The sequence below is a fragment of the Ensifer aridi genome, from assembly GCF_002078505.1.
In the GTDB taxonomy this organism is placed as follows: domain Bacteria; phylum Pseudomonadota; class Alphaproteobacteria; order Rhizobiales; family Rhizobiaceae; genus Sinorhizobium; species Sinorhizobium aridi.
On the sequence record NZ_LUAV01000004.1, the window covers coordinates 368,028 to 388,960 of the forward strand.

General features: G+C 61.7%; 23 protein-coding genes. 12 read left to right on the forward strand and 11 right to left on the reverse strand.

The annotated features are described in order from the left end of the window. The first annotated feature begins 169 nt into the window (after positions 1-169). The 6 genes from AYK65_RS05395 to era all read left to right on the forward strand — a co-directional run bounded on the left by AYK65_RS05395 (position 170) and on the right by era (position 4,321). Positions 170-322: a DUF3563 family protein gene (locus tag AYK65_RS05395; RefSeq protein ID WP_065285015.1), complete on the forward strand. Its 153-nt coding sequence runs from the start codon at positions 170-172 to the stop codon at positions 320-322. Between the two features lie 471 nt (positions 323-793). Then, positions 794-1,351, forward strand: a complete 558-nt coding sequence (locus tag AYK65_RS05400) for a DUF2062 domain-containing protein (RefSeq protein WP_081158009.1) — start codon at positions 794-796, stop codon at positions 1,349-1,351. Further along, positions 1,348-1,767 (forward strand): holo-ACP synthase, encoded by a 420-nt coding sequence (gene acpS, locus AYK65_RS05405; protein ID WP_081158010.1) that lies wholly within the window; start codon positions 1,348-1,350, stop codon positions 1,765-1,767. Before AYK65_RS05400 ends, acpS begins: the two co-directional genes overlap by 4 nt. 156 nt (positions 1,768-1,923) lie before the next feature. Next, positions 1,924-2,667, forward strand: a complete 744-nt coding sequence (gene lepB, locus AYK65_RS05410; RefSeq protein ID WP_026612701.1) for a signal peptidase I — start codon at positions 1,924-1,926, stop codon at positions 2,665-2,667. Further along, on the forward strand, positions 2,667-3,383 hold the full coding sequence (gene rnc / locus AYK65_RS05415) for a ribonuclease III (RefSeq protein WP_139015616.1): 717 nt from the start codon (positions 2,667-2,669) through the stop codon (positions 3,381-3,383). Before lepB ends, rnc begins: the two co-directional genes overlap by 1 nt. Before the next feature lie 8 nt (positions 3,384-3,391). Beyond that, a complete protein-coding gene (gene era / locus AYK65_RS05420; protein ID WP_026612699.1) occupies positions 3,392-4,321 on the forward strand; it encodes a GTPase Era in 930 nt (309 codons plus the stop codon). Positions 4,322-4,442: 121 nt separating this feature from the next. On the opposite strand, the gene arsH is transcribed toward era, so the two are convergent. From arsH to AYK65_RS05450, 6 genes are all read right to left on the reverse strand, one after another. Next, positions 4,443-5,159: an arsenical resistance protein ArsH gene (gene arsH, locus AYK65_RS05425; protein ID WP_081158011.1), complete on the reverse strand. Its 717-nt coding sequence runs from the start codon at positions 5,157-5,159 to the stop codon at positions 4,443-4,445. Beyond that, on the reverse strand, positions 5,152-5,574 hold the full coding sequence (gene arsC, locus AYK65_RS05430; protein ID WP_081158012.1) for an arsenate reductase (glutaredoxin): 423 nt from the start codon (positions 5,572-5,574) through the stop codon (positions 5,152-5,154). The genes arsH and arsC overlap by 8 nt, the downstream gene beginning before the upstream one ends. Further along, positions 5,571-6,272, reverse strand: a complete 702-nt coding sequence (gene aqpS / locus AYK65_RS05435) for an aquaglyceroporin AqpS (protein ID WP_026612696.1) — start codon at positions 6,270-6,272, stop codon at positions 5,571-5,573. The genes arsC and aqpS overlap by 4 nt, the downstream gene beginning before the upstream one ends. Continuing rightward, a complete protein-coding gene (locus AYK65_RS05440; RefSeq protein WP_026612695.1) occupies positions 6,272-6,793 on the reverse strand; it encodes an arsenate reductase ArsC in 522 nt (173 codons plus the stop codon). The genes aqpS and AYK65_RS05440 overlap by 1 nt, the downstream gene beginning before the upstream one ends. Then, positions 6,786-7,142 (reverse strand): ArsR/SmtB family transcription factor, encoded by a 357-nt coding sequence (locus tag AYK65_RS05445; protein ID WP_026612694.1) that lies wholly within the window; start codon positions 7,140-7,142, stop codon positions 6,786-6,788. Before AYK65_RS05445 ends, AYK65_RS05440 begins: the two co-directional genes overlap by 8 nt. A gap of 113 nt (positions 7,143-7,255) precedes the next feature. Beyond that, positions 7,256-8,239 (reverse strand): glycerophosphodiester phosphodiesterase family protein, encoded by a 984-nt coding sequence (locus AYK65_RS05450; protein WP_026612693.1) that lies wholly within the window; start codon positions 8,237-8,239, stop codon positions 7,256-7,258. Between the two features lie 628 nt (positions 8,240-8,867). Between AYK65_RS05450 and AYK65_RS05455 the strand changes: the two genes are divergently transcribed. From AYK65_RS05455 to AYK65_RS05465, 3 genes are all read left to right on the forward strand, one after another. Further along, positions 8,868-10,124, forward strand: a complete 1,257-nt coding sequence (locus AYK65_RS05455; RefSeq protein WP_046118553.1) for an SAM-dependent methyltransferase — start codon at positions 8,868-8,870, stop codon at positions 10,122-10,124. Between the two features lie 257 nt (positions 10,125-10,381). Then, positions 10,382-12,682, forward strand: a complete 2,301-nt coding sequence (locus AYK65_RS05460) for a Tex family protein (protein ID WP_026612691.1) — start codon at positions 10,382-10,384, stop codon at positions 12,680-12,682. 244 nt (positions 12,683-12,926) lie between these two features. Next, complete coding sequence (locus tag AYK65_RS05465; RefSeq protein ID WP_026612690.1) at positions 12,927-13,235, forward strand: hypothetical protein; 309 nt, start codon at positions 12,927-12,929, stop codon at positions 13,233-13,235. Positions 13,236-13,333: 98 nt separating this feature from the next. On the opposite strand, the gene rkpK is transcribed toward AYK65_RS05465, so the two are convergent. The 3 genes from rkpK to AYK65_RS05480 form a co-directional block, all read right to left on the reverse strand. Continuing rightward, on the reverse strand, positions 13,334-14,647 hold the full coding sequence (gene rkpK, locus AYK65_RS05470; RefSeq protein WP_026612689.1) for a UDP-glucose 6-dehydrogenase: 1,314 nt from the start codon (positions 14,645-14,647) through the stop codon (positions 13,334-13,336). Positions 14,648-14,788: 141 nt separating this feature from the next. After that, positions 14,789-15,814 (reverse strand): NAD-dependent epimerase, encoded by a 1,026-nt coding sequence (locus AYK65_RS05475; protein WP_046118377.1) that lies wholly within the window; start codon positions 15,812-15,814, stop codon positions 14,789-14,791. Between the two features lie 69 nt (positions 15,815-15,883). Further along, on the reverse strand, positions 15,884-16,216 hold the full coding sequence (locus AYK65_RS05480) for an ArsR/SmtB family transcription factor (protein ID WP_026612687.1): 333 nt from the start codon (positions 16,214-16,216) through the stop codon (positions 15,884-15,886). Positions 16,217-16,267: 51 nt separating this feature from the next. Here AYK65_RS05480 and AYK65_RS05485 point away from each other — a divergent pair, with 51 nt between their 5' ends. Beyond that, positions 16,268-16,750 (forward strand): SRPBCC domain-containing protein, encoded by a 483-nt coding sequence (locus AYK65_RS05485; protein ID WP_026612686.1) that lies wholly within the window; start codon positions 16,268-16,270, stop codon positions 16,748-16,750. 12 nt (positions 16,751-16,762) lie between these two features. Beyond that, positions 16,763-17,125 carry a glyoxalase/bleomycin resistance/dioxygenase family protein gene (locus AYK65_RS05490; RefSeq protein ID WP_026612685.1) on the forward strand — a complete coding sequence of 121 codons (363 nt, stop codon included), beginning with the start codon at positions 16,763-16,765 and terminating at the stop codon, positions 17,123-17,125. A 6-nt stretch (positions 17,126-17,131) separates the two neighbouring features. Here AYK65_RS05490 and AYK65_RS05495 read toward each other — a convergent pair whose 3' ends face one another. Further along, positions 17,132-17,866: a L,D-transpeptidase gene (locus AYK65_RS05495; protein WP_026612684.1), complete on the reverse strand. Its 735-nt coding sequence runs from the start codon at positions 17,864-17,866 to the stop codon at positions 17,132-17,134. A 190-nt stretch (positions 17,867-18,056) separates the two neighbouring features. Here AYK65_RS05495 and recO point away from each other — a divergent pair, with 190 nt between their 5' ends. Then, a complete protein-coding gene (recO, locus tag AYK65_RS05500) occupies positions 18,057-18,803 on the forward strand; it encodes a DNA repair protein RecO (protein WP_139015569.1) in 747 nt (248 codons plus the stop codon). A 60-nt stretch (positions 18,804-18,863) separates the two neighbouring features. On the opposite strand, the gene AYK65_RS05505 is transcribed toward recO, so the two are convergent. Beyond that, positions 18,864-20,867 (reverse strand): PhoX family protein, encoded by a 2,004-nt coding sequence (locus AYK65_RS05505; RefSeq protein WP_026612682.1) that lies wholly within the window; start codon positions 20,865-20,867, stop codon positions 18,864-18,866. Between the last annotated feature and the right edge of the window lie 66 nt (positions 20,868-20,933).

The window sequence follows — 20,933 nt, forward strand, 5'->3', positions numbered from 1 at the left end:
CGTCAGAATTCAGCGCTTTCCCATGCAATTGCCTTCGAAATGGGCAGCGCCCGGCGCAGAAATGATTTGCCATGCATGTCGTGCATGGCTGCCGCCGCATCCTGGCGCTGGTGGCGAGCCGACCTCTGAACTATCTTTCGCATCGGGAGGTAAACGAAGAGGTTTGCCAATGTTCAAGCAGTTGAAGAAAATCACCCGTGCGCTGCACATTCCCACTATCGAAGAGCGCGAGATCGCCTATCTGAACGGTTCCGTCGATCGCATCGACCTCGAATACCGTCAGCGTCAGATCGATCGCGGCCTGTTCCGCAAGGGTTTCTGATTCGAAAACGTGAGCGCGCCGGGACGGCGCGCAAAGGTTGTCTCGCGGACTTGCGCCCAATCGCGACCGGGCGCAGCCGATAATCTGTCAGCGTGAAGGCGATGAACGCCGAGCTATGCATTTTCAGAATGGCTCGGATGCGTGATTTTGCCGCCTGCCGCCTCGGCTTGCACCCGGCTGGCGTCGCGCCTATGTTGCGGCCATCAAAGGCGGAGAGGCCGCCTGCTGCATGATTCCTCGAATCGGAATTGATTTAAGGGCAAATCCTGCAGCGATACGAAGTACTACGGCGACTTTCACGCGTCCGGTTGGGCGCGCGGTGCGGTAGTGGCCCGCGGACGGCTTCTACTGCATGTCTCCTTAAATCGACCTCGATTTAAGGACAAAGACATGCAGCAATTCAAAGTGCTACAGCGACCTTTGCGCGTCATACAAGACGCGCGGCGCTGTAGATGCGATCATGACGGCAGAATGTTATTCAGGCGCAGAGAACCGGTAACGATATCCGAAAGGCTTCGCGCTTTCTTCTGGCCGCGCAAGGGGCTTTCGCGCGGTCTGCGCTGTGTTGTGCTTCGCGTCCTCCGTCTGAAATCGTCTCCTCACTCGATCGCCGTCGGCGTGGCGGCGGGGGCCGCTTCGTCCCTTACGCCGTTCTTCGGCTTTCACATCGTTTTCGCGGTTATCATCGCCGCGCTCTTCTCCGGCAACCTGCTCGCTGCGGCGATCACGACTGCACTTGCCAATCCGATTACCATTCCAGTGATCCTGACGGCGTCCTACGAGCTCGGCACGGCACTTATGGAGCCGCAGGCCGTTCCGGCCATCGGCGGCCCGGAGATCGCCCGCATGATTGAGCGGCTGGACCTTGCCGAGCTGTGGGGCCCGGTCTTCAAGCCGATGATCGTCGGCTCGCTGCCGCTGGCCATCGGCGGCGCCTTGATCTTCTACCCGCTTTCCTACCAGGCGGCCCGGCTTTTCCAGGAGCGGCGCCGGCGGGCTCGTGCGCAAAGGGTCGGAACTCCATCATGATTATCGGTATCGGGAGCGATCTCATTGATATTCGCCGCATCGAAAATTCGCTTCAGCGTTTCGGTGAGCGTTTCGTCAACCGGTGCTTCACCGATATCGAGATCGCCAAATCGGAGGGCCGCAAGAATCGCGCGGCGTCCTATGCCAAGCGCTTCGCGGCCAAGGAGGCCTGTTCGAAGGCGCTGGGTACGGGGCTTGCGCAAGGGGTCCTATGGAAGGACATGGGGGTCGTCAATATGCCAGGTGGAAAGCCGACGATGCAGTTGGCTGGAGGCGCAGCCGCACGCCTCCAGCAGATCCTGCCCGTCGGGCACCGTGCCACCATTCATCTGACGATCACCGACGATTTCCCGTTGGCACAAGCTTTCGTGATTATCGAGGCAGTCCCGGTTGCCCCCGCCGAGGGAACGGTTTAGAGCACTTGCCGGATCGACCGTCGCTTGAAGCATGGAGCTCCCGCGACATATAGGGTCGAATTCGCGCGGTGATGCGCAGCACGCGTCCGGGGCGCAAACGCAAGTTGAAGCGTGAAAACCAGGTGCCCTGGGCAGGATGACAAGGAAGAACTGAGCGTGGCAGAAAAGACAGAAACGAAGCAGAGCGGCCTCTGGGAAAATGTGAAGGTCATCATCCAGGCGCTGCTCTTGGCCGTGGTCATTCGGACCGTCTTCTTCCAGCCCTTCACCATTCCGTCGGGATCGATGATGCCGACACTGCTCGTCGGCGACTACATCTTCGTGAACAAGTTCGCCTATGGCTATTCGAAGTATTCGCTGCCGTTTTCGCCGAATCTTTTCAGCGGCAGGATCTTCGCAAGCGAACCCGAGCGCGGCGACATCGTGGTCTTCCGCTTCCCGCCCAACCCCGACATTGACTACATCAAGCGTCTCGTCGGCCTTCCGGGCGACCGTATCCAGGTCAGGAACAGCATCCTCTACGTCAACGACAAGCCCGTCGAGCGCGTGCCGGACGGCACGTTCCGGGCGGATGATCAGTACGACACCGGCGGCGACGTTCCGGTCTATCGCGAGACGATGGACAACGGCGTGTCTTACGACACGCTCGACCAGTTTCCCGATTCACGCGGCGACAATACCCGCGAATTCATCGTCCCCGACGGCCACTATTTCATGATGGGCGACAACCGCGACAACTCGGCCGATAGCCGTTTCGACGTCGGTTTCGTTCCGGCGGAAAACCTGGTCGGCCGCGCAAGCCTGATCTTCTTCTCGCTCGGCAACGATACGTCCTTCCGCGAAGTGTGGAAGTGGCCGGCGAACCTGCGTTACGATCGCCTGTTCAAGGTTGTCGAATGATGAAGGGGCGCTCGTTGAGCGCGGAGGACCGGGCGAGGCTCGAGGCCGCGATCGGTTACCAGTTTGCCGAAAAGGAGCGTCTCGACCGGGCGCTGACGCATTCGAGCGCCCGCAGCGGCCGCGCAATCAACTACCAGCGGCTCGAATTCCTGGGCGACCGGGTATTGGGGCTGTGCGTGGCAGAACTTCTGTTTCAGACCTTTGTCAATGCGAACGAGGGCGAGCTTTCGGTCCGCCTGAACCAGCTCGTGAGCGCGGAGAGCTGCGCGAAGGTGGCGGACGAATTGTCGCTGCATGAATTCATCCGCACGGGATCGGACGTCAAGAAGATCACCGGCAAGCACATGATGAACGTACGCGCCGATGTGGTAGAGTCCCTGATCGCTGCGATCTATCTCGACGGAGGCATCGAGGCGGCGCGCCGCTTCGTCCTGCAGCATTGGACGCACCGCGCCGCGAGCGCGGACGGCGCCCGCCGTGATGCGAAGACGGAACTGCAGGAATGGGCGCACGCCAAATTCGGCGTTGCGCCGAAATACAGGACGGACGATCGCTCCGGCCCCGATCACGATCCACGTTTCACCGTGACGGTCGAGGTCGACGGGCTGGCACCGGAGACGGGGATCGATCGCTCAAAGCGCGGCGCCGAGCAAATCGCCGCCACGAGATTGCTGGAACGCGAAGGTGTTTGGCAGAAACGATCTGCCGGAAATTGACGGAAGCCATGACGGATAAGGAAATTGATACGGCCGCCGGCGGCGCGCAGACCCGCTCGGGCTTCGTGGCGCTGATCGGCGCGACGAACGCCGGCAAATCGACATTGGTCAACCGCCTCGTCGGCGCGAAGGTGTCCATAGTCAGTCACAAGGTCCAGACGACACGTGCGATCATCCGCGGCATTGCCATTCACGGCAACGCTCAGATCGTCTTCATGGACACGCCCGGCATCTTCAAGCCGCGGCGCCGGCTCGACCGCGCCATGGTCACCACCGCCTGGGGCGGCGCAAAGGATGCCGATGTCGTGATGCTGCTGATCGACAGCGAACGCGGACTCAAGGGCGATGCCGAGGCGATCCTCGAAGGCCTGAAGGAGGTGCCGCAACCGAAGATCCTGGTGCTCAACAAGGTCGACCGGGTGCGGCCGGAGGAATTGCTGAAGCTCGCGGCCGCGGCAAACGAGGCCGTCGCTTTCGAGCGTACTTTCATGATCTCGGCGCTCAACGGCTCGGGCTGCGACGACCTTATGGATTATCTGGCCAAGGCGCTGCCGGAGGGTCCCTGGTATTATCCGGAGGATCAGATCTCCGACCTGCCGATGCGCCAGCTCGCTGCCGAGATCACTCGCGAGAAACTGTTCCTGCGACTGCATCAGGAGCTTCCCTATGCGTCGCACGTGGAGACTGAGAAGTGGGAAGAGCGCAAGGACGGCTCGGTGCGCATCGAGCAGGTGATTTACGTGGAGCGCGAGAGCCAGAAGAAGATCGCGCTCGGCAAGGGCGGGGAGGCGATCAAGGCGATCTCCACCGCAGCCCGCAAGGAAATCTCGGAAATTCTGGAGCAGCCCGTGCACCTCTTCCTGTTTGTGAAGGTGCGTGAGAACTGGGGCGACGATCCGGAGCGCTTCCGCGAAATGGGGCTCGATTTCCCGAGATAGGCATTGCCGCTCAGGTCACGAGGATTTAGGTCGGATCGACCTAAATCGTGAACGTGATCGATACTAAAAAGTTAGCGCGGGTTGCGGGCGGAAAACCGCGCACACTTTTCCTCATCCCGCGCTAGATCTTCGCCAAATTGACGCGCTCTTCGAGCTCTGCGGCCGCCTGCTTGCGCTCGCTGTAACGGTCCGTCAGGTAGGCGGAGCAGTCGCGCGTCAGGAGCGTGAATTTCATCAGCTCTTCCATGATGTCGACGACGCGGTCGTAATAGCTCGACGGCTTCATCCGGCCATTGGCATCGAATTCCTGGAACGCCTTCGCGACGGAAGACTGATTGGGAATTGTAATCATGCGCATCCATCGGCCGAGGATGCGCATCTGATTGACGGCGTTGAAGCTCTGCGATCCGCCCGAAACCTGCATGACGGCCAGCGTCTTTCCCTGCGTCGGCCGGATCGATCCTGTCGATAGCGGAATCCAATCGATCTGGGCTTTCATGATCCCGGTCATCGCTCCGTGGCGTTCCGGGCTCACCCAGACCTGTCCTTCGGACCAGATCGATAATTCGCGCAGTTCCTGCACCTTGGGATGGCTCACCGGTGCCGCATCGGGCAGCGGCAAAGCGGCGGGATCGAAGATTTTCACCTCCGCGCCGAAAAACTCGAGCAGACGGCGGGCCTCGTGCGCCAGAAGGCGGCTGTAGGACACCGTTCGCAACGATCCATAGAGAATCAGGATGCGTGGCTTGTGCGTCGAAAGCGTCGGGCACAGCGCGTCGCTATCCGGCGGCCGCAGTTGCCGCACGTTCGCGGAAGGGAGGTCGTTGTCGTCAGACAATGCGCTTGCCTTCTGAATCGAGCACGGCTTCGCCGTCTTCCTTGGAGAATAGTCCCTTGTGGGTATCCGGCAGGATGTTGAGCACGACTTCCGACGGGCGGCAAAGGCGTGTGCCCAGCGGAGTGACCACGAAGGGGCGATTGATCAGAATCGGGTGTTCGACCATCGCATCGAGCAGTTCCTCTTCCCCGAGCGCGGGATTACCGAGCTCGAGCGCTTCGAACGGTGTTCCTTTTTCACGAATGGCCTCGCGCACTGTCAGTCCCGCGGCCGCGATCATCGACTTCAGCTCTGCGCGCGATGGCGGCGCGTCGAGATAGGCGACGATGGTCGGCTCGATGCCGGCGTTGCGGATCATCGCCAGCGTGTTGCGCGAGGTGCCGCAGGCCGGATTGTGATAGATGGTGACGTTCATGGTGTTGCCTCGTTGGAGATTGGGCGGGCGATGGGTCGGGCCGGCCGCAGGAGCCAGGTCATCAGCGAAAGCGCGCAGACGGCTCCCAGTATTTCCGCAATCACGAAGCCGGGCAGATCCCCCGGACGAATGCCGGAGAAGGTGTTCGTCAGTGACCGAGCCAATGCGACTGCTGGATTGGCGAAGGACGTGGAGGCGGTGAACCAGTAGGCGGCTGTGATGTAGAGACCGACGAGCCACGGTACTGCCTCGCCACGGAAGCGGATGCCGGCGAGGATGGTGGCGATCAGGCCGAAGGTCGCGATCGCCTCCGAAAGCCACTGCGCGGGACCGGTGCGTACTTTTGCGGAGATGTCGAGCGGCGAAAGATCGAACATCAGATGGGCGATGACAGTCCCGGCAATGGCGCCCGTCACCTGCGCGACCAGATAAAACGCGCAGTCGCGTCGCCCGAGTCCTCCGGAAAGGGCGAAGACAAGCGACACTGCCGGGTTGAAATGGGCACCAGACAGAGGGCCAAGGATCGTGATCAGGACAACGAGGATCGCTCCCGTGGCGATCGTGTTGGCAACGAGGGCCAATGCATTATCGGCCGTCAGGGCATCGGCCATGATCCCCGAGCCGACGACCGCCGCCACGAGCAGGCCAGTGCCGAGCGCCTCTGCCACACAACGGCGGCTTAAGTCGAATTCCTGCATCAGCTTGCCCTGTCCGCGGTCACGTCGTTCATACGGCCGATCTCATCGAGATGGCTGTGGAGCGCCATTCTGTCGATCGAGGTGAGCGGCAGGCTGATGAAGGCCATGATTCGGTTCTTGAGAAACCGCGCCGCCTCGGCAAAGGCCCTTTCTTTTTCGAATTCGCTGCCTTCGACCGCGGCCGGATCGGCCACGCCCCAATGGGCGGTCATCGGATGGCCCGGCCAGACGGGGCAGGCCTCTCCCGCCGCGCTGTCACAAACGGTGAAGATGAAATCCATTTGCGGCGCATCCGGCGTGGCGAACACGTCCCAACCCTTGGAACTGAAGCCCTCAGCCGGGTAGCCGCGGCTCTTCAGTTCCCGAAGGGCAAGCGGATGCACGGTGCCCTTGGGGTTGCTGCCGGCCGAAAAGGCGCGGAAGCGGCCCTTGCCTTCCGTATTCAGGATCGACTCGGCAAGAATAGAGCGTGCCGAATTACCGGTACAGAGGAACAAGACATTGTAGACGGGTTCAGGCATGGGTGTCCTCCCTTGGTGAACAGCATGGCGTAAGGTCCGCGATCAGGGGTGCGCAGAGATCCGGATGTCCGGCGCAGCAGTCCTTGAGCATGAAGCTGATGACGTGACGCAGACCGTCGAGATCGGCGCGGTAGATGATCGATCGGCTCTGCCGCTCCGTCGTCACAAGTCCCGCCCGCTGCAACTGCGCTAGATGCGTCGACATGGTGTTGTGCGGGACTTTGAGCACACGGGCGATCTCACCCGCGGGCAGGCCGTCCGGCTCGTGTGTGACCAGGAGCCGAAATGCGTCGAAACGTGTTGGTTGAGCCAGGGCGGCAAGGGCTGCAATTGCGTCGGATGTGTCCATGTGTCGAGATATATCGACACATGAACATTTAGGCAAGCTTCGATCGCGACTGCAACGCGAATCAAGAAGGTATTCGCGGTTTCCGCCTGCAGGCGGCGGCTCATTGCTGCCGATCAGTCGCTCGAAGCGGCAAGCCGCTTGCCGAGCAGGGGGCCGATCGTTTCCGCCCGGTTGGTCCAGACGTAGCCCGCGAAATCTTCCGGAACCATCGCCAGATCTTCCGCCCTGTCGATGCCGGAGGTGAAATCCCCGCCGCCATAGGGGCCAAGAAGGATGATCTCGCTTCCGACAGCCCGCATGCGGGCCGCGAAGCGGTGCGGCCAGCCCCACAGAAACGGCGCATAATTGCTGGGCACGATGATAAGCGTATCGCTGCAGGCATCCGGAACGATGCCGGTCCAGCCATAGGCGGCGTAGCGACCAAGGCAGGCGACGGTGGACTGTCGATCATAGCCTTTCAGCCCCGGGATCAGCCGCAAGGTTTCCTGTGTCGGGGCGCTGCCGCCGTAGACGCCGAACACTTGCTTGCGCCACTCCGGGTGGAACCGCAGCAGCACGGCAAGCGTCGCGCCTTCCTCCCGCCGCTCGCTTTTGAAATTGATCAGGAAACGGCCATGGGGCAGGGCGTTGAAGACCTCCGTCAATGTCGGCATCTGGCCCGCCCCCTGACCGCGGAAGGGAAAGGTCTTGCCGCCGTCGGGCGTGTAACCATAGCCGATGTCAAGTGTCTTTAGCTCGGTCATGGGCGTCTGCTCGGTGACGCCCGTTCCGTTCGTCCTGCAGTCCAGCGTCCAGTCATGGAACACGGCGAACTGGCGGTCCGGCGTCAGGTGCACGTCGAGCTCGACGACATCGGCGCCGCTGTCGAATGCTGCGCGCATCGAGGCGATCGTGTTCTCGATATAGCTGTGGCGCGGTGGCTCGATGCGATCGGCCGTGCAGGTGTCTTTTTCGACGCCATCCGGTGAGTAGACCTGATGGATACCACGATGAGCGAGGATTTTGGGTGCGCCGGTGGGCGGCGTCGCCAACAGCGACGTATTGAGGAGCCAGACCACGGCAAGGACGACGAGCGCAATGGCGGCGACCTTCTTCATCGGGTTTTCCTCCTCTCGCGACGGCTTTACGCGATAATGGGACGTGACGATGTTACCGCGAGTGCACGCAGCAGGTTACGCGGATTGCGAACGATCTGTCACGTCGACGCGCGATTGACCGATAACCGACCTCATGGGAGGTAGGCGTTCGGCGTCGGTCATGCAACGCTTGTGGAGAATATACGTGCCGCAGCTCGCCGACGGAAATGCGTCAAAGGCGATGTCGCCGCAGCGAGATGAGGAGCGGCGCGTTCCACCGCAAGCCACGCGCTTGCGCGCGCGCCCGTACCATCACGTCGTATGCCGGCGATCAGGCCTTCCGCATTTACTAAGTATGCAAATCTTTGAGGGGCCACAAAAAAGCCCCATTGATAAACCGGCGAACGCAGCTAAGTTAATGGAAGTTCTGATGGATAGGAGCCCGTTGGGCTGGCCTGACGACATCCCGTAGCTGGCGCCGCGCGTCCGTGCGGCCCGTCGGAAGCCGTGAGGCTTGACCTGAGCCGGTCGCTGCTTCTGGACACATCGGCGCTGTTCTCTGGCGCACTCTTCCGGAAGCGACCGAACCGCCCGCGCTCCATGCGGAAGAACCAATATGGTCCGTGTAGGTCTGGCGCTGAGGTTGGAAATGAATGCAGCATTGTTGAAGTTGCTTCGCCGTCTTGTCCAGAAGGGGACTCTGGCGGTCATTTTTTCATCGGGAAAGAAAGTTGTCTTGGGTGATGGCACGGGGAAGCCTGCGACCATACGCATCACCGACGCCGAGGCGGAAAGGGCAATACTGTACGACCCCGGGCTGAAGTTCGGGGAAATGTATATGGACGGTCGCGTCGTCGTCGAGGAGGGCGACATTTTCGATGTCCTGTCCATCATCAAGAGTAATGGTGTGGAAAAGGCAGCAACCTTCGCGAACTCTATCGTCGCGCTGTGGCATGTGCTGCGCCAGCAGGTGAAAAGCCGCCTGCCTGTAAACCGCAATCGCTACAACGTTGCCCACCATTACGATCTGGACGGCAAGCTCTTCAATCTCTTCCTCGATGAGGACTGGCAATATTCCTGTGCCTATTTCCATCCACCGGGCATCTCGCTAGACGAGGCGCAGCGCGCCAAGAAGCGGCACATCGCGGCGAAATTGCTGCTCGAACCCGGCCAGAAGGTGCTGGAGGTCGGTTCTGGTTGGGGCGGCATGGCGATGTATCTCGCCGAATCGTCCGGCGTCGAAGTCACCGGCATCACGCTCAGCGAAGAGCAGTTGAAGGTCTCGCGTGAACGCGCGGCCAGGCGCGGCCTCTCCGACCGCGTGCGCTTCGAGTTGCAGGACTATCGCACCATGCAGGGACGGCAGTTCGATCGCATTGTCTCCGTCGGCATGTTCGAGCACGTGGGCATCGGCAATTACGGCAACTTCTTCCGTAAGATGAAGGAGCTCTTGAAGCCCGACGGCGTGATGCTGCTGCATTCCATCGGCCAGATCTACAAGCCCTGGGCCACCAATCCCTGGATCGAGAAATACATCTTCCCGGGCGGTTATATCCCGGCCCTATCGGAGGTGCTGCCCCCGGTCGAGAACAGTCGGCTGCTCGTCAAGGACATAGAAATCCTGCCGATGCACTATGCCTGGACGCTCAGGGCCTGGCGCGAGCGCTTCGTTGCGCGGCGGGACGAGGCGGTGAAGCTCTACGACGAGCGCTTCTTCCGGATGTGGGAGTTCTATCTCGCAGCTTCTGAGACGGCATTCCTCTACGACAAGCACTTCATCTTCCAGATACAGCTCTCGCCGTCTCTGGGAACAGTGCCGGTCTCGCGGGATTACATCGAAGCAAAGGAGCGCGAACTGCTGGAGTTCGAGAAAACCCGTCGGCGGCTGGAACTCGTCGCGGTTTGATGCAGTAAAGCGCCCAATTTCTTCGTAGCGGGATTGCCTCTCACCCCTAACCCTCTCCCAGGAAGCGGGGCGAGGGGTCTGAGAGCGCCCGACTGTCTCTTCTCCCGTCGAAACGCGGAGAAGGTCGCGGAGCGGGATGAGGCACGGCGCACGCATTTCATCTTTGCCATCTTCTGTGGAGTTCAGGTGAGCCCTCACTTGGCCTTCCTCGTCTGCGCACGTATGGTCCGGCCGGAAAACAGCATACGGAACGCAAAATGACCGCAAAGCCCATTGCCTCCATCATAGCAAGCGAGATCAAGGCGACTGCCGCTCAAGTCGCCGCCGCTGTCGAATTGCTCGATGGAGGGGCGACCGTGCCGTTTATCGCCCGTTATCGCAAGGAGGTTACCGGTGGTCTCGACGACACGCAGTTGCGCGTTCTGTCGGAGCGGCTCACCTATTTGCGCGAGCTCGAGGCGCGTCGGGCGGCAGTCGTCGATTCGATCCGCGGTCAGGGCAAGCTCACCGACGAGCTGGAAGCCAAGATCGCTGCCGCGGTTACCAAGGCGGAGCTCGAGGATATCTATCTGCCTTACAAGCCGAAGCGGCGCACGAAGGCGGAGATCGCCCGCGAGCGCGGTCTCGGTCCGCTGGCGGAGGTGATTCTGGCGGATCGCTCCATCGCACCGGCTGAACGGGCGACCGCCTTCGTGACCGCCGAGGTGCCGGATGTGAAGGCCGCTCTAGACGGCGCGCGTGACATCATCGCCGAGGGCATGACCGAGAACGCCGATCTGCTTGGCTGTTTGCGGAACCATATGCGCGAAGCGGCCTTCCTGCGCGCCAAGGTCGTCGAGGGCAAGCAGGAGGCGGGCGCGAAGTTCTCGGACTACTTCGACCATTCGGAGCGGTGGGCGACGGTTCCCGGCCATCGCGCTCTCGCGATGTTGCGCGGCTGGAACGAAGAGGTCCTCTCGGTCGAAATAATCGTCGATCAGGAGGAGGCGTCTCCGGGGAAGCCGGTCGAGCGGATGATCGCGGCCGCTTACAACGTCGGCGGTCATCTGCCGGCGGACAAATGGCTGTTGGACGTCGTCGGCTGGACTTGGCGCGTCAAGCTTTCGCTGTCCCTTTCGCTGGATCTGATGCGGGAACTGCGCGAGCGGGCGGAGGAGGAGGCCATTCGAGTCTTCGCGCGCAATCTCAAGGACCTTTTGCTCGCCGCACCGGCCGGCTCGCGCGCGACCATGGGTCTCGATCCGGGCATCCGCACGGGCGTCAAGGTCGCGGTGGTGGACGGCACCGGCAAGCTGCTCGACACGACAACGGTCTATCCCTTCCCGCCGAAGAATGACGTGCGCGGGACTCAAGCCGAACTCGCCTCGCTGATCCGCAAGCACAAGATCGAGCTGATCGCCATCGGCAACGGCACCGGCAGCCGCGAAACGGAGAAGCTCGTCGCCGACATGCTCGCTCAGATGCCGGCGCCGAAACCCACGAAGGTGATCGTTTCCGAGGCGGGTGCGTCGGTCTATTCCGCTTCCGAAACCGCGGCCGCGGAATTTCCGGGTCTCGACGTATCGCTGCGCGGTGCCGTGTCGATCGCCCGGAGACTTCAGGATCCGCTTGCCGAACTGGTCAAGATCGAGCCGAAATCGATCGGTGTCGGCCAGTATCAGCACGATGTCGATCAGGCGAAGCTCAGCCGATCGCTGGACGCGGTCGTCGAGGATGCCGTGAACGCCGTTGGCGTCGATCTCAACACCGCCTCCGCGCCGCTATTGGCGCGTGTTTCGGGTTTGGGAAAATCGTCTGCCGAGGCGATCGTCGCGCACCGCAATGCGACGGGCGCCTTTGCCAACCGCCAGGAGCTCTTGAAGGTGCCGCGCCTCGGCGCCCGGACCTTCGAACAATGCGCCGGCTTCCTGCGGATACCGAACGGTTCGGAGCCGCTCGATGCCTCGTCCGTGCACCCGGAAGCCTATGGGATCGCCAAGAAGATCGTCGACGCCTGCGGCCGGGACGTACGCGCGCTGATGGGTGACAGCGCCGCTCTCAAGAAGCTCGATCCGCGCGCCTTCGTCGAAGAGCGTTTCGGCCTGCCGACGGTCAAAGACATCCTCGCCGAATTGGAAAAGCCGGGCCGCGATCCGCGACCGAGCTTCAAGACGGCAACCTTCGCCGAAGGTGTTGACGACATCAAGGACCTGAAGGTCGGCATGCAGCTCGAGGGGACGGTGACCAATGTCGCAGCCTTCGGCGCCTTCGTCGATATCGGCGTGCACCAGGACGGACTCGTCCACGTGTCGCAACTGGCCGACCGTTTCGTCAAGGACCCGCATGAGGTCGTGAAAGCGGGCGACGTCGTCAGGGTGCGTGTCACCGAGGTCGACGTTGCGAGGAAGCGCATCGGACTGACCATGCGCAAGGATGGCGGCGCGGATGCGGGGCGAGAGGCACGGGGGGCGGCGCCGAACGGAAGCAACCGTGGCGCGTCCATGCGCCCGCAGAAGCCGCAGGCGCCTGCGGAAGGTGCGCTCGGCGCGGCGCTCTTGGCGGCAATGAAGAAAAAATGAGGATGATCGTTGGAACGGCTCCATGTTGCGGATCGTTACATCATCATCGATGCCCCGGTGTGACGGCTTCAGGCTACGCTCTATATATTAGTTAATTGAAATATAGCCTGCTTTCCCTCATACTTCGCGAGTGGCGACAGCGGTTCGTCGCGAACAGGCGTCGACCAATGAATGCCGGACTACGGCGGAACAGGTCAGCGGAAATCCTCTTCCGCCGGGACATCCCGGCGAAAGGAGGTGCGTCATGGTACGCAATGTGGTCCGCGGCCTCGCTCTCGCCGCCCTGCTGGCGGTGACGGTCTATCCTGATCCTGCAGATTCGCAAGCAGTGGCGAATTGCGCCGAGCGATCGCAGGTCGTCGAGTTTCTTGCCCGACAGTATTCCGAAAAACAGGCTGCCTTCGGGCTGATCAACCCGCAAGCAGTGATGGAACTTTATGCAGGCGATAACGGTAGCTGGACCTTGGTCGTGACCGATGTGTCCGGCCGAAGCTGCGTCATTCTGGCGGGAAAAAGCTGGGAGCAGGTGATCCCGGTCGGCCCGAAGGCTTAACCGCAGGTCTTCATCGGTCGCATCTCTAACGCCGGATCAGGCGCGGGGAGGAGGCACGGCCGACCCCCACCCCGCATCCGGCGCTGATTGCAAAAAGGTCAGTCTGGCCTGCCGACGCTCGCATAGTGGAAGCCGTGCTTGGCGACTTCATCCTTGCGGTAGATATTGCGCAGGTCGACGAGCAGCGGGGTGTTCATGATGGACTTCAGCCGATCAAAATCCAGCGCGCGGAATTCGTTCCACTCGGTGATGATCACCAGTGCGTCGGCCTGTGCCGCTGCGTCATAGGGATCGGTCGCGTAGTCCATGCCCTCTATGAGGTTGCGGGCGTTTTCCATTCCTTCCGGATCATAACCGGTCACCTTGGCTCCGGCGTCCTGCAGGGCCTGAACGATCGCGATCGCCGGGCTATCACGCATGTCGTCGGTATTTGGCTTGAAGGTGAGGCCGAGAACCGCGATTTTGGAGCCGCGCACCTCGCCACCCGCCGCGGCGATCACCTTGCGACCCATCGCTCGCTTGCGGTTGTCGTTGACGGCGACCGTGGTCTCCACCAGCCGTACCGGGCTGTCGTGATCCTGGGCGGTCTTGACCAGTGCCAGCGTGTCCTTGGGGAAGCATGAGCCGCCATAGCCCGGGCCGGCGTGCAGGAATTTTGCCCCGATGCGTCCGTCGAGACCGATGCCGCGGGCGACATCCTGGACATTGGCGCCGACCTTCTCGCAGAGATCGGCCATCTCGTTGATGAAGGTGATCTTCATCGCCAGGAAGGCGTTACCGGCATATTTGATCAATTCCGACGTGCGGCGTGTCGTGAAGACGAGGGGGGACTGGTTAAGATAAAGCGGACGGTAGACCTCCGTCATCACGTCGCGCGCGCGCTGGTCATTGCCGTTGAGGCCGATGACGATTCGGTCCGGCCGTTTGAAATCCTCGATCGCAGCGCCTTCGCGCAAGAATTCCGGATTCGAGACGACGGCGAAGTCGGCATCCGGATTGGTCTCGCGGATTATGCGCTCGACCTCGTCGCCGGTACCGACCGGAACCGTCGATTTGGTGACGATGGCCGTGAAGCCCTGAAGATTGGCAGCGATGTCGCGCGCGGCGGCATAGACATAGGAGAGATCGGCGTGGCCGTCGCCGCGCCGCGACGGTGTACCGACGGCGATGAAGACCACGTCGCTCGCCGCAACGGCAGTCTTGAGGTCTACGGTGAAATTCAGGCGGCCGGCGGCGACGTTGCTGGCGACGAGATGATCGAGGCCCGGTTCGAAGATCGGAATCTGTCCTTTCTTGAGCGCCGCGATCTTGCCTTCGTCCTTGTCGACGCAAACGACATCATGGCCGAAATCCGCAAAGCATACGCCGGAAACAAGGCCGACATAGCCGGCGCCGATCATCGTGATTTTCATCCGCTCTTTCCTTTTGATTGTGTGGTTTTTCTCGAGGATGTTCGGTTGGTGAAATGTATCGGTTAAAAGGCGAAAATAGGATCAATCTACAGTTTTCTGCCCGCGTGGGCGCGATTTGCGCGCTGATCCCGCGGGACCAAGTCAGCCTACTGTGTCTGTATTACGGCAATATTCTTCATACCATTCTACGAAACGCGCAACCCCTTCTTCCACGGGAACGGAAGGTTTGAAGCCGGTGAGTGCCTCGAGCAAGTCCGGCGACGCATAGGTTCGCGGGACGTCTCCCTGCTGCATCGGCAGCAGGTTGCGGATCGCCGGCCGCCCCATCGCCTTTTCGACCGTTTCTACGAATGTCATGAGCTCGACCGGCTGGCCGCCACCAATATTGACGACGCGGAACGGCGCGTGGCGGGAAAGCGTGTCCGCGGCCGTGCCCGCTGCCACCCGGTTCTCTTCCGATGGCGCAATGTGCGAGAGCTGGACGATGCCTTCGATAAGGTCGTCGATATAGGTGAAATCCCGGCTCATCTGGCCCTCGCCATAAATATCGATCGGCCGGCCATGACGAATGGCATCGACGAACTTGAAGAGGGCCATGTCAGGCCTTCCCCAGGGACCATAAACGGTGAAGAAACGGAAGGCGGTGGTCGGCACTCTGTAGAGGTGAGCGTAGCTATGCGCCATCACCTCCATCGATTTCTTGGTCGCCGCATAGAGCGTCATCGGCTCGTCGGCCCGGTCTGCTTCGGCAAAGGGGATCTTTTCGTTGGCGCCGTAGATCGATGAGGTGGAAGCCAGCATCAGATGCTTCGGCGCGATTTTCTTGGCGAGTTCGAGGATGTTCCAAGACCCGACGAGGTTCGAGTCGACATAGGCTTTCGGATTTTCAAGACTGTAGCGGACACCCGCCTGGGCGGCGAGATGAATGATGATCTCCGGCTCGGCGAGTTCGGCCGCGCGATCGAGCGCGGCGCGGTCTTCGAGCATGGCCGTGACAGCTTTGAAGCCGTTTGAACGCTCGAGGACGGCGTGGCGACGTTGCTTGAGCCTCACGTCGTAGTAGGGCGTCATGCCGTCGAAACCGACCACAAAATGCCCCTCGTCGATCAGCCGCTTGGCGAGATGGAAGCCGATGAACCCTGCGGTGCCGGTAATGAGGTAGCGCACAACGATATCCCAAATTGCCCAACTGGATTGTTCATACGCAGAAAGGCCGACAATGGAAAGCCGAATCCGTTACTCCGATGGGTTGTCTAGCTGCCGTTGCAAGGCCGTCAGGACGGACATTGCATGGCCGGCATACTGGCTGATCCAGCGGTCGTGGATCGCCTGTATCGGCAGGGCGTTCAGATGGTTCCACCGCTCACGCCCGTCGCGCCGGACGAGAACGAGATCGGCCTCTTCCAGCACTTTCAGGTGCTGCATCACGGTGCAGCGGTCAAGGTTTTGAAAGCGCTCGCAGAGCATGCCTGTCGTCTGCGGCGACTCCTTCAGTGCGTCGAGCATCTGGCGGCGCAAGCCGTTGGCCAACGCCTTGAAAACCGCATCGTCTTTCGAATCGTTTGACATGTTATATTTTTATAACATATTATCGCCGGGTACAATCATGAGGAGGACGTCATGGCTATCGAATTTCGTGTGAATGGGCGGATCGCCCGTTCCGTCGAAGAGGTCTTCGACGCGGTCGTGAATCCAGATCAGCTCAGTCGCTATTTCGTGACGCTCGGCGGCATCAGCGGTCCGCTGGTCGAAGGCGCCACCGTGACCTGGTGGGGCGAGGTTCCGGTAGAGGTGGAGGTGGTTGAGCCTAATGAGCGCATCGTCTTCCGCTGGGATGCCATGGTCGCAGAGGGCGAATCTCCCTATCGGACGCGGGTGGAGATGCGTTTCCAGTCGCTCGAAGATGGCGCTACCATGGTGACCATCGCGGAAAGCGGATGGCGGGAAAACGAACAGGGGCAGAAGGCCTCGTACTTCAATTGCGAGGGCTGGTCGCAGATGCTCGCCTGCATGAAGGCGTGGCTCGAATACGGCATCAACCTGCGCGACGGCTATTATGTCGCCGAGCTCTCCGGCAAGCCGGCGCTCGAGCCGCAAGTCTAGGAGGCCCCCGTCATGTCAGTAGAGATCAAGGGCGGCATCAACATCGCCATGAAGGTGCCGAGCCATCAATATGAAGCCGTGATCGCCTTCTACCGCGACGTCGTCGGACTTCAGCCTTTCGACGAGAAGGAGCCGGCCAAGGGGTTCATCCTCGGCCCCAATCGCCTCTGGATAGACGAAATGCCGCATTTCAGCCAGGCAGAGGTCTGGCTGGAACTGTTTACCGAAAACCATGAAAGGGCCCTCGACCATCTCACCGGGAACGGAACGGTGCGCTGCGATGCGGTTGAGGATCTAGGCGAGGGCTTTCGCGGCGGCTGGATCATGAACCCCGCCAACATCGTGCATCTCGTGCGCGAGCCGGATGCCTGGTAGGGGCGCTCAGAACGAAAGCGGTGCCCCGTCGGCGGTCGCCCCTATCGGAGCATCGGCCGGCGGCATCGCCGCACTTATAGGCGGCTCCGCCTGAATCACGACCACTCGGGTGCCTTCAGGCACACGGTTGTAGAGATCGATGATATCCGGATTGAACATCCGGATGCAGCCGCTCGAAACGGCTTGGCCGATGGACCAGGCCTCGGTCGTACCGTGAATGCGGAAAAGCGTGTCCCTGCCATCCTGGTAAAGATAGAGCGCGCGCGGGCCGAGCGGATTAGTCGGGCCCGGGTCCATGCCGCCGGCGAGTGGACCATAACGTTCCGGCTCGCGCGCGACCATGTCGGATGTCGGTATCCATCGGGGCCATACAGCTTTGCGGCCGATGTGCGCCTCGCCGGCGAATTCCAGTCCCGCCTTGCCGACGCCGATCCCGTAGCGCAGCGCCATCCCGCCATCCTGCACGAGGTAAAGGTATTTGTTCGGCGTATCGATGACGATCGTGCCAGGAGGCTTGTGGGTGGGGTAGGGCACCTGCTGGCGCAAGAAGCGCGGATCGACCTTGCTGATGTCGGTCGCAGGCAGCGGGAACATCTCTTCCGGAATCGGTCCGTACATCGTCATATAGTAGGGATCCGGCCCCCGCGGCCGGGGCTGCTGCGCGGTGCTCGTCGCGCAACCCGCCAGTGCGGCCAGAACAAGGAGGAGCGTGAGAGGCTGGGCGAGGCGGGACACACACATGCTCCAAACAATCCTGATGATTGCCAGCTCGAGATCAGCGGCAGGCTTCGCCGGCAGGATAATGACAGAATTGTAGTGCGGCGACCACGCCGCGGAAAGGCGACGATTCGTCAGGGCCGCCCCGATGAAGTCCCGTTGCGCGCGCCATCTTCGCTTGATCCGGTTTCCGCCGCGGGTGTATGCCTTTTTCATGCAATGGAGCGATCAGGCCATCATTCTCGGCATCCGGCGGCATGGCGAAAGCTCTGTCATAGCGGAAGTGATGACGTCCGGGCACGGGCGGCATCTCGGGCTGGTGCGTTCGGGCCGCTCGCGCGCAATGCAGCCGGTGCTGCAGCCGGGCAATTCGGTGGAGGTGACCTGGCGGGCGCGGCTCGACGAGCATCTCGGCGAATTCCGCGTAGAACCGCTGCAGTTGCGGGCCGCAAGGCTAATGGAGACGGCAACTTCGGTCTACGGCATTCAGGCGCTCGGGGCGCTTTTGCGCCTTCTGCCGGAGCGCGATCCGCACCCGCATCTTTACGAGGCGCTTGCCGTCATCGTCGATCATCTCCAGGACCCGGCGGACGCCGGCGAATTGTTCGTGCGCTTCGAGCTCGCGGTTTTGAACGATCTCGGCTTCGGCCTCGATCTTTCGGAATGCGCGGCGACGGGCGGGCATGACGAACTCGTCTATGTTTCGCCGAAATCCGGCCGCGCCGTCAGTCGTGAGGCCGGCGCGCCCTATGCCGAGCGCATGCTCGCCCTTCCGGCGTTTCTCTCCGGAGGGCACAAAGCGGCCGATCACGAAAGCCTCGCCGCCGCCTTCCACCTCACCGCCTATTTCCTCAATCGCCATGTCTACGAACCGCGCGGCGTCGATGCGTCGTCGGCCCGCGAGGGTTTCGTGCATGCGACATTGAAGGCGCTGAAGTCTGCGTCGCCCTCGGCGGCCTGAACAGGAAAGGCGCCGCGGGGCAAGCGCGGCGCCTGACAATCAATTGAGCTCGTTGGTCGTCTAACCGATCTTGCCGCCGCCCTGCTTGGTGACGGCGACGACCGCCGGGCGTACCGGCATGTCGTCGCGGAAGTCCGGCCAGCGCGTCGCCGGCTTTTCATAGGTGGCGAGGCCGGCGTCGCCCGGATGCTGGACGGCGAGGAAGAAGGTGTCGCTCGTGGGGTTGAAGGTCGGACCGCACATTTCGGCGCCGACCGGCACCCGGAAGAACAGCTTCGAGGTACCGCGGGCTTCCCCTTCCGTCTCGACCGCCCAGACGCCGTCGGTGCGGCCGGTCTCCTTTTCGCTGTTGCCGTCCGTCGAAACCCAGAGGCGGCCGTCTGAGTCGATGGCGCAATTGTCCGGCATGCCGAACCAGCCGTTCTTCGTCGTTGCGGTCGAGAAGGAAGCACCAACATCGGCAACGCTCGGATCGCCGCACTTCAGGAGGACATCCCAGCGAGACTTCGTCGAGGCGAAATCGCCGTCGGTTTCCGAGATCTCTATGATATGGCCAAAGGCGTTCTTGGCGCGCGGATTGGCAGCGTCGATCTCGTCTTCCTTGCGCTTCGTGTTGTTGGTCAGCATCACGTAGACCTTGCCGGTCTTCGGATTGGGCTGAACGTCTTCCGGCCGGTCCATCTTGGTCGCGCCGAGCGCGTCGGCGGCAAGGCGGGTGTTGATCAGCACGTCGGCCTGCGACGCAAAGCCGTTTTCGGCCGTGAGCGGGCCTTCGCCATGGACGATCGGCATCCAGGTGACCGTGCCGTCCTCGTCGAATTTCGCCACGTAGAGCGTGCCTTCGTCGAAGAGATCCATGTTCGCCGCGCGGTCGTTCGGATTGTAGATGCCTTTCGTCACGAACTTGTAGACATAGTCGTAGCGCTCGTCGTCGCCGCTATAGAGGACGACCCGGCCGTCCTTGTTGACGATCGACTCGCAGCCCTCGTGCTTGAAGCGTCCGACCGCGGTGCGCTTCTTCGGCACGGAAGTGGGGTCGAGCGGATCGACCTCGACGACCCAGCCGAAGCGGTTGGCCTCGTTCGGCTCCTTGGATACGTCAAACCGGTCGTAGAATTTCGACCATTCGTACTGGCCGCCCGGTGCGCCGAGGCGCTTCAACTGCTTGAATTCCGGATGATCTTCGGCGAGCTCGCCGCCGAAATAGCCGTTGAAGTTTTCCTCGGCCATCATGTACGTGCCCCAGGCGGTGACGCCGCCGGCGCAGTTGTTGATGGTGCCGAAGACCTTCTTGCCGGTCGGATCGGCCGAGGTCTTCACGCGGTCATGGCCGGCGACAGGGCCGGAAAGCTGCATTTCGGTGTTGACCGTGATGCGGCGGTTGTACTTGCCGTCGAGGACCGGCTGCCATTTGCCGTCGACCTTGCGGATCTCGACGACGGTGCCGCCATGGGCGGCCATTTCGATGTCGACCAGTTCCTTCGTGTAGTCGCCGAGCACAACCTTGTCCTGCTCCTTGCCGTCCTCCGTCACCTTCTCGACGCGAGCGAAGTTCGGGAACATGATCTCGGCGTTGGTGTATTCGTGGTTGACGACGAGGAGGCCGTGGTCGGGATTGCCGTCGAGCGGGATGAAGCCGACATAGTCGTTGTTGTAGCCGAACTGGCGGTTCTGGGCTTCCGCCGTCTGCTTGAGTGGATCGAATTGCGGGCTGTCGGCGAAGATCTTGTCGCCCCAGCGGAACAGGATGTCGGCGTCGTAGCCTTCGGCGACATGGTGCGTCTCGTCGACGCCGGCCTCGACTTCCTTGAAGTCAAACCGCGAAGCGGCCTCGCTGGCCCGCGCTTCGTCGGCCGACAGCAGGGCGAGCGGGCTGACGGTGGTCGAGATGGCGGCAACCGCGAGCGAACCGCTGATGAACGAGCGGCGCGAGAAGCGGCGGTTGATGATGTCGCCCATCGTCGGATTGGTGGAACAGTTCTGGCCGATGTCTTCCCGAGCTTCGCGCTCCTCTGTCAGCGTCTGGAATTCGGTCTCTTCTGTCAGGCCGAGATGCTTGTCCATGCTCTGGTTCTCCTCGTTTAGCGATCGAAGCCGCCGCGTCGATGCGCGGCGCCCGTTCGTCGCTCT

Bases quoted from the DNA above. Each gene is read 5' to 3' on its own strand.
- arsC (WP_081158012.1), bottom strand. From the start codon at position 5,574: ATGAACGTCACCATCTATCACAATCCGGCCTGCGGCACCTCGCGCAAC.
- AYK65_RS05485 (WP_026612686.1), top strand. From the start codon at position 16,268: ATGGCTATCGAATTTCGTGTGAATGGGCGGATCGCCCGTTCCGTCGAA.
- AYK65_RS05505 (WP_026612682.1), bottom strand. From the start codon at position 20,867: ATGGACAAGCATCTCGGCCTGACAGAAGAGACCGAATTCCAGACGCTG.
- AYK65_RS05495 (WP_026612684.1), bottom strand. From the start codon at position 17,866: ATGTGTGTGTCCCGCCTCGCCCAGCCTCTCACGCTCCTCCTTGTTCTG.
- AYK65_RS05445 (WP_026612694.1), bottom strand. From the start codon at position 7,142: ATGGACACATCCGACGCAATTGCAGCCCTTGCCGCCCTGGCTCAACCA.
- acpS (WP_081158010.1), top strand. From the start codon at position 1,348: ATGATTATCGGTATCGGGAGCGATCTCATTGATATTCGCCGCATCGAA.
- AYK65_RS05460 (WP_026612691.1), top strand. From the start codon at position 10,382: ATGACCGCAAAGCCCATTGCCTCCATCATAGCAAGCGAGATCAAGGCG.
- AYK65_RS05480 (WP_026612687.1), bottom strand. From the start codon at position 16,216: ATGTCAAACGATTCGAAAGACGATGCGGTTTTCAAGGCGTTGGCCAAC.
- AYK65_RS05400 (WP_081158009.1), top strand. From the start codon at position 794: ATGTTATTCAGGCGCAGAGAACCGGTAACGATATCCGAAAGGCTTCGC.
- era (WP_026612699.1), top strand. From the start codon at position 3,392: ATGACGGATAAGGAAATTGATACGGCCGCCGGCGGCGCGCAGACCCGC.
- AYK65_RS05440 (WP_026612695.1), bottom strand. From the start codon at position 6,793: ATGCCTGAACCCGTCTACAATGTCTTGTTCCTCTGTACCGGTAATTCG.
- AYK65_RS05490 (WP_026612685.1), top strand. From the start codon at position 16,763: ATGTCAGTAGAGATCAAGGGCGGCATCAACATCGCCATGAAGGTGCCG.
- aqpS (WP_026612696.1), bottom strand. From the start codon at position 6,272: ATGCAGGAATTCGACTTAAGCCGCCGTTGTGTGGCAGAGGCGCTCGGC.
- rnc (WP_139015616.1), top strand. From the start codon at position 2,667: ATGAAGGGGCGCTCGTTGAGCGCGGAGGACCGGGCGAGGCTCGAGGCC.
- AYK65_RS05395 (WP_065285015.1), top strand. From the start codon at position 170: ATGTTCAAGCAGTTGAAGAAAATCACCCGTGCGCTGCACATTCCCACT.
- rkpK (WP_026612689.1), bottom strand. From the start codon at position 14,647: ATGAAAATCACGATGATCGGCGCCGGCTATGTCGGCCTTGTTTCCGGC.
- recO (WP_139015569.1), top strand. From the start codon at position 18,057: ATGCAATGGAGCGATCAGGCCATCATTCTCGGCATCCGGCGGCATGGC.
- AYK65_RS05465 (WP_026612690.1), top strand. From the start codon at position 12,927: ATGGTACGCAATGTGGTCCGCGGCCTCGCTCTCGCCGCCCTGCTGGCG.
- AYK65_RS05450 (WP_026612693.1), bottom strand. From the start codon at position 8,239: ATGAAGAAGGTCGCCGCCATTGCGCTCGTCGTCCTTGCCGTGGTCTGG.
- AYK65_RS05455 (WP_046118553.1), top strand. From the start codon at position 8,868: ATGAATGCAGCATTGTTGAAGTTGCTTCGCCGTCTTGTCCAGAAGGGG.